The sequence below is a fragment of the Bacillus sp. LL01 genome (assembly GCF_001037965.1).
Window position 1 is genome coordinate 201,119 of the sequence record NZ_LFEL01000001.1, and the last position, 11,962, is coordinate 213,080.

The 11,962-nt window shown below is 41.2% G+C and carries 10 protein-coding genes; 1 reads left to right on the forward strand and 9 read right to left on the reverse strand.

Going from position 1 to position 11,962, the window contains the following annotated elements:
* Positions 1 to 184: 184 nt before the first annotated feature.
* Both AB685_RS01020 and AB685_RS01025 read right to left on the reverse strand, forming a co-directional pair.
* The gene (locus tag AB685_RS01020; protein WP_047968698.1) at positions 185 to 2,773 is read right to left on the reverse strand and encodes a DEAD/DEAH box helicase; all 2,589 of its coding nucleotides are present in this window, start codon (positions 2,771 to 2,773) and stop codon (positions 185 to 187) included.
* A gap of 46 nt (positions 2,774 to 2,819) precedes the next feature.
* Complete coding sequence (locus AB685_RS01025; protein WP_053073686.1) at positions 2,820 to 3,593, reverse strand: serine protease; 774 nt, start codon at positions 3,591 to 3,593, stop codon at positions 2,820 to 2,822.
* 211 nt (positions 3,594 to 3,804) lie between these two features.
* Between AB685_RS01025 and AB685_RS01030 the strand changes: the two genes are divergently transcribed.
* Complete coding sequence (locus tag AB685_RS01030; protein WP_047968699.1) at positions 3,805 to 4,335, forward strand: YceI family protein; 531 nt, start codon at positions 3,805 to 3,807, stop codon at positions 4,333 to 4,335.
* A gap of 58 nt (positions 4,336 to 4,393) precedes the next feature.
* Here AB685_RS01030 and AB685_RS01035 read toward each other — a convergent pair whose 3' ends face one another.
* From AB685_RS01035 to AB685_RS01060, 7 genes are all read right to left on the reverse strand, one after another.
* A complete protein-coding gene (locus tag AB685_RS01035) occupies positions 4,394 to 4,672 on the reverse strand; it encodes a DUF1871 family protein (protein ID WP_047968700.1) in 279 nt (92 codons plus the stop codon).
* A 19-nt stretch (positions 4,673 to 4,691) separates the two neighbouring features.
* Positions 4,692 to 6,671 (reverse strand): penicillin-binding transpeptidase domain-containing protein, encoded by a 1,980-nt coding sequence (locus AB685_RS01040; protein ID WP_053073687.1) that lies wholly within the window; start codon positions 6,669 to 6,671, stop codon positions 4,692 to 4,694.
* 190 nt (positions 6,672 to 6,861) lie between these two features.
* The gene (locus AB685_RS01045; protein ID WP_047968702.1) at positions 6,862 to 7,875 is read right to left on the reverse strand and encodes an LLM class flavin-dependent oxidoreductase; all 1,014 of its coding nucleotides are present in this window, start codon (positions 7,873 to 7,875) and stop codon (positions 6,862 to 6,864) included.
* Positions 7,876 to 7,905: 30 nt separating this feature from the next.
* Entirely contained in the window at positions 7,906 to 9,075 is a 1,170-nt protein-coding gene (locus AB685_RS01050) for a M20 family metallopeptidase (RefSeq protein WP_047968703.1), read from the reverse strand.
* A gap of 135 nt (positions 9,076 to 9,210) precedes the next feature.
* The gene (locus AB685_RS01055; protein ID WP_047969673.1) at positions 9,211 to 10,434 is read right to left on the reverse strand and encodes an NADH:flavin oxidoreductase/NADH oxidase family protein; all 1,224 of its coding nucleotides are present in this window, start codon (positions 10,432 to 10,434) and stop codon (positions 9,211 to 9,213) included.
* 86 nt (positions 10,435 to 10,520) lie between these two features.
* Entirely contained in the window at positions 10,521 to 10,613 is a 93-nt protein-coding gene (locus tag AB685_RS30015; RefSeq protein ID WP_010199532.1) for a YjcZ family sporulation protein, read from the reverse strand.
* An 86-nt stretch (positions 10,614 to 10,699) separates the two neighbouring features.
* A complete protein-coding gene (locus AB685_RS01060; RefSeq protein ID WP_047968704.1) occupies positions 10,700 to 11,929 on the reverse strand; it encodes an aminopeptidase in 1,230 nt (409 codons plus the stop codon).
* Between the last annotated feature and the right edge of the window lie 33 nt (positions 11,930 to 11,962).

An 11,962-nucleotide genomic window follows, 5' to 3' on the forward strand; every position in this document is an offset into this window, starting at 1 on the left:
ACCTTGAGCCTCCTCGGGCTTTGCCCTGTGGGGTCTCAAGATTGTCGCTACTCTCCCGCTAGAGTCTACGCCATTTGCTCCAATCATCAGCTAGAAACCATCATAAACTAAAAGGTTTCGTTTTTCAGTGGCCACCAGCTGCGAAATCATTTTTTCTTTCAAATTTCCTTCGTTTAAATTTGGGTCAAAATGGACGTTTCATCTGGAAATTCTTATGTTTTTTCCGTATTTTGGAGAAGTGGCAGGCATCACAAACCGCATACTGGAAATCCGGATCCAGTTTTTTGCCGCACTTCTTGCATTGTTTTGTAAGTAATTTCACATCCGTTTGTAGTCGCTCATGTACTTCATCACTGAAAGATTCTCTTATCCGCTCCCAATATGCTGCCTCCGTCCTTCTATCCAGACGGTACAAAAATAACAAATGCAAGCCGATGGATTTATAGGATAATTCCACGTTTTCAAGTGTCTCCTTATTCATGAACGGCTCAGGCAAATCCGCTCTCGTTACAATAGCTTCCATTGTTTGATGCCATTGATTCACAAGGGTTTGTTCTTTCGTCGAGAATGGTAAGTGCAAGAAGCCATACAAATCATTTACCGATAGTTTCGCTTCTATTATACTGTCTTCAATGGTCTCATAAAGAAGTTGCTCTTCGGCAAGAGAGGCCTTTTCTGTACCTGCTGGACTTTCGAATTTTTCCCAGAGATCAAAGAAAATGCCTAGCTTGCTGGAGTACTTCTGAAAACGTTCCAGGATTGAACTTGTAGGTGCTATAGCAAATGTGTGAACTTGCCGGTCATTCACACTTAACAGTTTTTCCATTGCTTTAATATCCCCTGTAAATGCTACTTTTCCGATATTGTACATCCCTTTTCTTCCTGCTCGGCCTGCTATCTGTTTTACTTCCTGGGAGGTCAAGCGTCTCCTTCTTGTTCCATCAAATTTTTCATTTTGCAAAAAGACCACTCTTCTGATTGGCAGGTTTAAGCCCATACCGATTGCATCGGTGGCCACAATTACCGTTGTTTCCCCATCGAGAAAACGCTGCATCTGCTTTTTTCTAGTTTCAGGTGGCATACTACCATATATCATACTGACCTGATGCCCGTTGTTCTGGAGAACGGATGCCGTTTCAAGGACCCGTTTACGGGAAAAGCAGACAAGTGCATCTCCTCTTTTTGTATCTGAAAGGCTGAAAGGACGGTTCTCCACTTGAAGAGGAGTGTCCCTTTTATATTCGTTAATTTCGATATCCGCATTTCCTAAAAGCTGCAAGACCATTTCCTTCATACTGAAGCTGCCGACTATGTGCACTTCATCTGCATTAGCCTTTGTAATTGCTTTATACCATGAGAAGCCTCTGTCCTTATCCGCAATCATTTGTGCTTCATCGATGACAATCACTTCATAGAATTCTTTTTCATAAAACATTTCAACCGTACTGGAGAAATGGGCTGCTCCTCGAGAAAGCTTCTCTTCTTCTCCTGTTTTAAGGGAGCATGGGACTCCATCCGTATTTAACGTATCATATACCTCCAACGCCAAAAGCCTTAATGGGGCAAGATATAGACCACTTTTAGCTTCTTTCATTTTCTGCAGAGCCTGAAAAGTTTTCCCTGTATTTGTTTCTCCTACATGCAAGACATACCGTGTACTTCTTCCAGTAGAAGGAATATATTCTCTTCCGAAGATGTCTTCAAGCATTCTTTCCTCTTCTTCTTGTTTTCGGTGGATTTCTGCGAGGATTTCTTCTTCTTTCCGTTTGCGATCTATGATATCCCTTTCTAAAAATTGTTTATGATCTTTCAAGTCAAACGGTTTATCAGCAAGGTGATTGAGATCCGTTACAAATTCTTCTTGGAGTTTTTCCATATAATCATTGATCAATAAATAGAAGGAGTTTGCTAGCAGTTTTCTGAGCTTGGATACAGTAAACTTTTCCGTTGTAATTGTTTCGTATTCCGCTACAATTCCACTTGGAAGTTCCTCCATTATTAATCCGGGAAGAAAGCCGAATAGGTAATCCGTTATTCTTTTCTCATAGTAGAAATAATACGTTTCGTACTCCAGGTATTCTTCATAATAATCAAAGCTTTGATGAACAGCCCCGGTCAGTTCACTGAAAAAATCCGATAATGTATGGTAATCGGAAGCATCCAGAGGTCCCGCCTCTTTTAACACTTCCTCTCTTCTATTCGAATTAGTTTCTTCAAATTTCGGGTTCTGCTTTAGGTCCTCTTTGACTTTCTTGGCAACAAAATGTCTGACATATAGAAAGTAAGAGGCTTGATTAACTTCTACGATCTTATGGGCAGCTTGATCAACTTTATCCCTTACTTCCTCTATTCGAAGTTGCACACGTTTCTCTTCCAGTCTTTTTTGAAAATACTTACGGGCTTGAACATATTTTTCTTCCCAAACGGCTGGGTTTGAATATGAAGAATTCCGCAGCCACTCCACTGCGTCAAAGGGGTCGTATTTCCTCATTTCATTTTTAAATATTTGGTTAATTATTTTCTTGTCTACACCTTCCATTTCATAGCCGCGTTCACTCAATATCTGTTTCTTCTCTTTTCTGGCAATATCGTTTGTCGCCTTATTAAGCCAGACATTTAGCCAGATTTGCTCCACATAATGCATGCGATCCTGCAAATACTCTGCAAAGGTTGGAAGGTCTTCTTTTGTTTCAAAATATTGCTGAATATCCTCATCTATTTTATATTTAGTACGATCCAAGGATGTGGAATGAATGATGTTTAATTTGTCCATAAGTTAGTCTCCTTCTATGTATGTTTAGAGACTCTAGATATTTGTTTTAGTCCATGTCTAAAAGCTCTAATATTTGTTTAGTTGGTACTGCTAGTCCCTGGTTGTCATCGGTTGTAGCATATACTACTCCCACAACTTTCCCTTCAGGTGTGATGACGGGACTCCCACTGTTTCCGGAATGGACAGGAACATCTATGGTCAAGACGTCCGAACTAAGAGAAGTATGTACCATTTCTCCAGTGGTTCCTTCATTTACAATAAAGGTATGTGCGAGTGGATTTCCTATGATATATATAGGCTGATTGGGGTCAACCTTTTCGTGACTTAACGCTAATGATGGGAAATCCTTAATCTTCTCCTCCACCTTCAACAAAGCAATATCATTTTCGGGGTTTGTCTTGAGAATCTCCGCCGAAAAGATTTCTCCATTAGAGAAGGAAATCTGTATAGGATTCATTGTATCAATAACATGAAAGTTTGTAACAATTAATCCTTCAGGATCAATGACAAATCCGGTTCCTTTTCTCCCGTTTCCATTAATCGATACAACCGCTTCCTTCCATGCCTGTATATCACTATCTTTTGATAATTCATTGGATTTTAACAAAAATTGTATAGAAGGGATATTCACGATACGGGGAAAGATGCCCCAGATATTCACTAACAGGGCCATTATGATAAATAAAGTAATGTATTTTATCATTTTTTGACGTTTATGTTTTTTCTTTTCTTTAGCTTCCAATTCTTCTTCTGTTGTTTGGAAATCTTCAAATGAGGGCTCCTCGAACTCATTTGATTCACCTTCTTCTTCCTTTTTCACGATTCCACCCCTTCTCAAACTAGTGTTTCCTGCAACATATCATAAGGATATTCCCTTGTCACTATTTGAAATTTCCATTTTCTATATTGAGTAAAATTAAGGAAAAAATAGTTGTTGACAATTAACCATACCACGCATATAATTTATCTTGAAGTTATAAATCTTGAATTAAAGATATTTCAATAAAAGGGAATTTAGGAGGAATATTTGAATGGCTAAAACAGTTTGGAACGTAGACAAATCTCATAGTACAGTAGACTTCTCGGTGAAACACATGATGTTCGCTACAGTAAAAGGTGGATTTCATGATTATGAAGCAACCATCGTTGCGGACCCAACAGATTTAACTACAGCGGATATCGAGTTTACAGTGGATGTGGCGAGCATTGATACACGCAGCAGCGACCGTGACGCTCACCTTCGTTCTGCAGATTTCTTCGATGTAGATAACCACCCGAAGATGACTTTCAAAGCAATAAATATTGAAAAAACGGACGATAACGAGTACAACGTAACAGGCGACTTTTCCCTTCGTGGTACGAAAAAATCCGAAACATTCTCCGTTGTTTTCGAAGGAACTGGTCAGGATCCATGGGGAAATGAAAAGGCTGGATTTGCAGTGGAAGGTAAAATCAAACGTAGTGACTATGGTCTAACTTGGAATGCTCCACTTGAAGCTGGAGGCGTGCTGGTTGGAGATCAAATCAAGATTTCATTGCAGTTGCAGGCTGCTAAGGGATAAGGAAATCTTGTTATACAATACTAAAGGGAATTGCCACATTGGCAATTCCCTTTTACATTCACTCATTCACTTCTTCCCAGATTAAAACTGCAACTTGCAAGCATGTTATTGAGGAAAAATCGGTTGAAAAAGAATAATCCAGGCATAGTTTGATCCGGGCTGCGAATTCGTCTACGGTGTCGGTTTGATACAGCCCATCAACAATCTGTTCTATTTCAACGATATACCTATCTTCCCGTGCTCCCATCGCAATCAGGCCCATTGGATCCCAATCATTGATAATCTTGTTGACAATTTCTTTTTTTCTTTGCATGGATACACTAGAAGAACCTTCCATCTTTAACACCTGCCCCTGTTTAGTTTGAAAGAGCTTTGTAGAATTTGTTTGTCAACTCTATTGTGTATCTGCTTCCGCCTCTATCGATAACATCCTCAATCAGCATTGCGGTTAACAATGTCGGGTCCTTCTGGTCATAGGAAACCCAAAGGCCATTTTCAAGTCTTTCTTCTTTTTTGATTTCAGCAGTTCCTGTTTTCCCGGCAATTTCACGACCCGGAAGGCTTGCAACACTTGACTTTCCGTCAGTTACAGTTTTTCTGAGATTGTCCTGCAACAGTTTAGCATTTTCAGGAGAAACGATATCCTTCCAGACTTCCGAAGATTCTTCCTCTAACAGTAATGGCTTCATCATCGACCCTTCATTTACCACTCCTCCATAGATACTGGCCAAGTGAACAATGTTCATCAAGATCTCTCCTTGGCCATAAGCGGTATGCGCTAACAGGACCTCGCTGTCAATGGTTCCGGAATTGGAAATTTGGGAATCCCTATATGGTTGATATGCAAATGGAAGTTCTTCACCAATTCCAAGCTTTGCTAACCCTTCTTCAAAATCTTTAATTCCAATGTCTACAGCGGCTTTAGCAAAATAGATATTGTCTGAATTGTTCAATCCACTACCAAGATTGACTTTTTTATCATCCTCATACACCCTTGTCACTTTACTGCCTCCGATATCCCACTGTTTTTCTGGGATGTCGTATTGATGATCCGGATCAAGCTTACCGCTCTCAAGACCGATAATGGCAGTCAACAATTTCATGGTCGAACCTGGTGAATAAGTACCACGGAAGCGGTTTTCACTTGCAACGAGTCCCGACTCTTTCAAATCATCCAGTCTTTTTTTCTTACTAAGTGAAATTCCCATGTTGATAGCATTAGGGTCGTATGCAGGTGTACTGACAAGACTTAACACTTTACCAGTTGTTGGGTCGATGACTGTAGCATGTCCTGCGTCGTCCTTCATGACTTCATACAATTCAGTTTGCATTTCAGCATTGATTGTCAAAGTGATATCTTCCCCACGCTCAGGTTCAGTTCTTGCAATCGTTTTTTCAGAGCCGTCTTCTTTTACCTGGGTTACTTCCAACCCCTTTTCCCCTTTTAAGCGTTTTTCATATAATCCTTCTATCCCCGTAACGCCAAGTCTGTCCCCTGGCTCATAGCCTTCAAAATTCTCTAGGTCTTCTGCAGTTATTTCATCTATATAGCCTACAAGGTGTGCAGTGGCTTCTTCATATGGATAAACACGCTCCATCAATCTGCCATTGGTAACCCCTTCGATTTCAATTAACTCTAAAACTAAAGGCCTGTCCTTTTCACGGAAGTCTTTGATAGGCATTGCGTAATGAGGTTGTGCCCAACTTAGAGTATAGAGGCTAGTAATCTCTTCCTCTGACATATCTATCATCTCAGAAAGCTTCGCCAGATCTCTTTCAGCATTAAATTCACCTGGAACAATTTGAAGATTCATCACTTCTTCATTCGCAGCAAGCTTGTTCCCTTCGCTGTCCAGAATCTCACCGCGGGTGGCGTTGGTGTAATCTATTTCAAATTTATCTGTTAATTCGTAATCCGGGAAAATAAAGCTTGGTTCCCACTGAATAAACCACTGCTCGTTTTCCTCTTCATCTAGCACTTTTTCCATGACAAAATTCACTTCGTAATCTATCTTTCTAGCAAAAGTGTCATAGGTAATCTTGCCAGGGATGGTGACGGATTCCTGTTCTTCCCATACCACCTCTTGATTCAGCACTTCTATATTTAAATTTTCCATTTCAAAAATGTTATAAACCTCTTTATGCTTCTCTTCGAACAATTGTAATGGAACGTTTTCTTTTGACTGGGGTTGGAGATATTCTTCATACATAACCGAGAATTCCTGTTTCTCCCAGCTAGTTATGTATTCATTCAATACATCATAAGGATTGACGGGTTCTTTTTGACACCCGGCTAGTATAAACAACATGATTATCATCAAAAACAGTTTTTTCATTGAAGCCCCCATCCTTTCTTTATCTCTTTAATTTAAGGATACATGAATTTCCATATCTATAAAAGGAAAAAGATTCAATCGTTTCATAGAATAACCAATATTCCACCTCTTATTTTAAAGGAATCCGATGGCCATCCTGTTCCTGAAATTTAAAATACCTCTACCATAAAAGTAGAGGTTAGAGTAAATATTAGAGCTTCTGTTTTCCAAACCAGGTATCGGCAAGTAAATGATACGATTTCAACCTTGCTTGGTGGTCATATACATGCGTATTTACTATTATTTCATTGGCTTGTGTCTCTTCTGCAATGGCTGATAGCTTCTTCTGGATGGTTTCCGAATTCCCGGTAACCGTGTATTTGAGTTGCTGGGCAACCGCATGCTTTTCATACTCACTCCATAGAGTGTCCATATCTTCCACTGGAGGCTTCAACCTGCCCGGATTGCCACGGATCAAATTCAGGAACTGCTGCTGGATGGACGTGGCTAAATATTCGGCTTCCTCATCGCTATGTGCAGCAATTACATTCACACCTATCATCGCATAAGGCTTTTCCAGATGCCTGGACGGTTTGAAGGAATTTCGATAGATCTGGAGCGCCGGCAATGTGTAGTCCGGCGAAAAGTGACTGGCAAAAGCAAACGGCAATCCTTGTTCTGCCGAGAGCTTTGCGCTGAAACCGCTTGAACCAAGCAACCAGATAGGGACGTCCAATCCTTCCCCAGGAACTGCTTTTACTTTAGTTGACCCATCCGGATGAAAGTAGGAACTCAATTCCGCTAACTGGTTAGGGAAATCCTCTCCTCCGGTACTCCGATTCCGCCTGAGGGCAGCCGCTGTCAATTGATCACTTCCAGGAGCCCTGCCTAAACCAAGATCAATTCTACCAGGGTATAGGGATTCCAACGTACCGAACTGCTCAGCAATGACAAGTGGTGCATGGTTCGGAAGCATAATGCCACCAGACCCCACTCTGATAGAATTGGTTGCTCCTGCAATATGTCCAATCACAACAGATGTTGCAGAGCTTGCTATGCCTCTCATGTTATGATGCTCAGCAAGCCAATATCGGGTAAAACCCAATTTCTCCACATGTCTTGCAAGCTCCACACTATTTTTAAAGGAAGTCTGTGCATTACTACCTTCCACTATGGGAGCCAAATCCAGTACGGATAATGGTATTTGGCTTTCAATTTTATTCATATACAATTCACCTTTCTTACAAACGATCTATTATTTTGGAGCGTGTTCAAACTCCTCTTTAATTTTGACGAGAAGTTCTTTATTGGTTAATAGTTCATAGGCGGTTGAAGCCATTGCTTTCGCACCAAGAATCATCGCCTCTTTTCCTTGTTGACTCAATGCCGCATCGCGAAATTCTGTAGTGTGGCAGCTGTATAATTCATTGCAGATTTTTATATATGGATGAATGGACGGAACCAAAATGCTGACATTTCCCATATCCAATGAGCCTGATCCGTCTCTATTTTCTACAATCTCTCCAGGATCCACTCCCAGTTCTATTAGTTGGTGTGTGAAAATGTCCGACAAAGTTTCATTCGTAACCATGTTATCGTAGGACAATTCATAATTGGACATTTTCATCGATGCACCTGTCATCATTGCAGCGCCTTCTGCTATAGATTTAACTTTCTCAACCAATTCATTCACATAACTGCGTGTTTTTGCACGAACATAAAATTGAGCGACAGCATATTCCGGCACCACATTGGCAGCCTTCCCGCCTTCCGGGATAATTCCATGTATTCTTGTGTCAGAAGTAACATGCTGCCTAAGCGCATTGATGCCATTAAAGGTCTGGATGACTGCATCCAAAGCATTAATCCCTTTCTCAGGATTGGCAGCAGCATGGGCAGGTTTTCCAAAGAATTCAAATTGGATAGCATCCATGGCAAGGGAAGAGCCACTTTTCACATAAGAGTGTAGGGGGTGTACCATCAAAGCAACATCCAGTTGATCAAAGATTCCCTGTTCTGCCATTGTCACCTTTCCACCCTTTGTTTCTTCGGCCGGGGTACCAAAGACTATCACTTTACCCCCTGTTTCAGGTAACACTTTACTTGCTGCGATAGCAGATGCTATCCCCATTGTTCCAATCAAATTATGACCACATGCATGACCTATTTCAGGTAATGCGTCGTACTCGCACATGAAACCGATAACCGGACCGGGCATGCCGCTGTCAAAGACTGCTTCAAATGCTGTAGGAAGGCCGCATGTTCCCATCTCCACCTTAAAACCATGTTCCATCAGTTTTTCGGCCAGTATTTCGGAAGACTTATGTTCTTCATGTCCAAGCTCGGGATTTTCTCCGATATATGTACTGATTTCAAAATAATCTTGTTGATATTGATCAAGGAAATCAACTATTTTTTTCTTCATCCTGTATTCCCCTTTAAAGTTGGATAATTAGTGGTTAGAAAATATAGTAACACGAAGTTTCTTGGAATAATAATAATCTGCCTAACGTCTTTGTACCAAAAAAGGAGACCCTAAAGCGGGGTCTCCTTAAGTACCTTATACCCGTCTCATTTGAAACACATCTAAACCATTTTTCCATAATGACTGTAATAGGGCCACTTTTGGAGAAAGATCAGGTTTGGGTTCCTGTCCTTTTCCTATTCGTTCCAACTGATTGCTATACCATGTCAATTCCAGCATTGCAGTCTGATCGACCATTTTAATTCCTGTTTTTCGTGGCTTCAAATCAATTGTTTCTCGGTCTCCTTGAAGTAGCTCTTTGGGTAGATATGGATAAACAGCCATAGGACGCGCCAAGCCAATCATAGATGTTTCCCCCGTATGGACAGCATCACTCATCCCTTTTAACGTCCTGAACCCACCGGTTACAACCAACGGAGTTTTTGAAATCTTCCTTGCTTCTGCTGCAAATTCCAGAAAGTATGCTTCTCTCTTTCTTGTGTTCTCTTTCACATTTAAACCAGTCATCTGCGGGCTTTCATAGGACCCCCCTGAAATTTCGATCAAGTCAATACCCAGTCTGTCCAATGTTTTTATAACCTGAAGGGCTTCTTCTTCTGTAAAACCGGCCTTTATAAAATCTGCAGAGTTGAGCTTTACGCCAATCGGAAAAGATGGACCAACTTCCTCTCTGACTTTCTTGTAGACTTCCACAAGGAATCTCATCCTGTTTTCGAGTGGTCCACCCCAATAATCCGTCCTTTTATTGTGTCTCGGGGATAAAAACTGACTGATGAGGTATCCGTGTGCACCATGCAGTTGAACTCCAGAAAAACCAGCTTCCATTGCAATTTTTGCTGTGTTACCAAATCTTATAATGATATCCAGTATATCTTCTTCCCTTAGTTCTCTTGCAATAGGAAAATATCGCTGAAGCTTTGGTTCAAACACCACTTCCGACGGCGCGACAGCTTCTTTGACTATGCCTTTGAAGACCTGTTTGCCAGGGTGGTTTATCTGCATCCATAACTGCGTATTGTTTTTTGTCCCAGCTTCCGCCCATCTGCGCAATAAATCGAGATCTCTCCTGTCTTCCACCACCACATTCCTTGGTTCCCCCAAGGCCCTTCTATCAACCATGACATTCCCAGTCACGACTATTCCTGCTTCACTTTCCGACCATGTACGATAAAGTTGTATGAGCTTATCTGTAGGCTTGTTGTACTTGTCCGCCATCCCTTCACTCATAGCTGCCTTAAAAAATCTGTTTTTGATTTCCACTCCATTTGGTAACTGGAGTATGTCGGTTAGTTGAGTCATGATTCCTCCCACCTTCTGCTTGTCCGAATTTTTTGTAAGAAAAAATGGTTGGAACGAATCATCCAACCATTTACTCTTATATACTATTAGTATCTTAACGCACCGGCACCTGCGATAATTAGAATAATGAAAAGCACAACAATTAGCGCAAAGCCTCCACCATAATTCCCACCTGACATACAATTCCCTCCTTAACGTAGACTACAATACAATCTATGCATGGTACTTGTCCTACGTATAGGCTCAGGAATTACTTTTCAGTATATTATGCCCAATTTCCTTGTCGGAACAAAGGAACTCTTGCTCCATCATGAGTTATTCCATCGATATTCATATCACTTGATCCAATCATGAAATCAACGTGGGTTATACTGGAGTTTGCCCCAGCTGCTTCAAGTTCTTCTTCTGACATTTGCTTCCCGCCTTCAAGAGCGAAAGAATAAGCGTTTCCTATCGCCAGGTGGTGAGATGCATTTTCGTCAAATAGCGTATTATAGAAGATAAGGTTCGTATTTGAAATAGGAGAGTCATGCGGTACAAGTGCAACTTCTCCCAAATAATGTGATCCCTCATCGGTTTCAATCAGCTTTTGTAAAGTTTCATAGCCTTCCTCCGCTTCGAAGGAGACAATTTTGCCATTTTCAAAAGTGATGGAGAAATTATCTATCATGTTCCCGCCATAGTTCAACGGTTTGGAGCTTCTTACCGTTCCGTTTACACCGGTCTTCAAAGGCGTTGTGAACACTTCTTCTGTCGGCATGTTGGCGATAAAAGCCACACCTTTTTCATTGATGCTCTCTGGACCAATCCATACATGCTTTTCAGCCAGTTCAATAGTCAAATCAGTACCTTCTGCTTGGTAGTGAAGGGATTTGAATTTCTTATTGTTCAAAAACTCCACTTTCTCACTTAATTTTTCTTTATGTTCTATCCAGGCTTGGACAGGGTCCTCAAGATTTGCCCTTGTTGCATGGAAAATTGCTTCCCATAATTTCTCTTCCTGTTCCTGCTCTGATAGGTCTGGGAAAACCTTTGCCGACCACCCTTTAGAAGGAACGGCTACAATTGACCAGCTGATTTTATCTGCCATCACCATTTTTCGATAGCCTTTGGTAGCTTCTCCTGCAGCTTTCTGCAAGTTGGCAATTTTAGACGCATCCACACCCTTTAGAAGGTCCGGGTTAACGGATGTGATGGCAAGCATTGCTGCCCCCTCTTCATAGGCCTTTTCGAACATTTTCGCTCTCCAAGTCGGAAAATGTTCAAATGATTCATCCGGTGCGTGGTCGTAACGGATTCTTGTCGCCTGTTCATCGGTCCACTCGATCTGCACAAGCTTTGCTCCTGCTTCATATGCTTTTTTAGTTACAAGTCTGACAAATGGCGCTGTTGCAATGTCAGCGTTTACAATAAGTGTCTGCCCTTTTTGGACATTGACCCCGACTTTTACTGCAAGTTCCGCGTATTTCTCCATAGTTGTGTGTAAATTACTCATTATGTAAATACCCCCTAAGAAATTTCCTGTGTT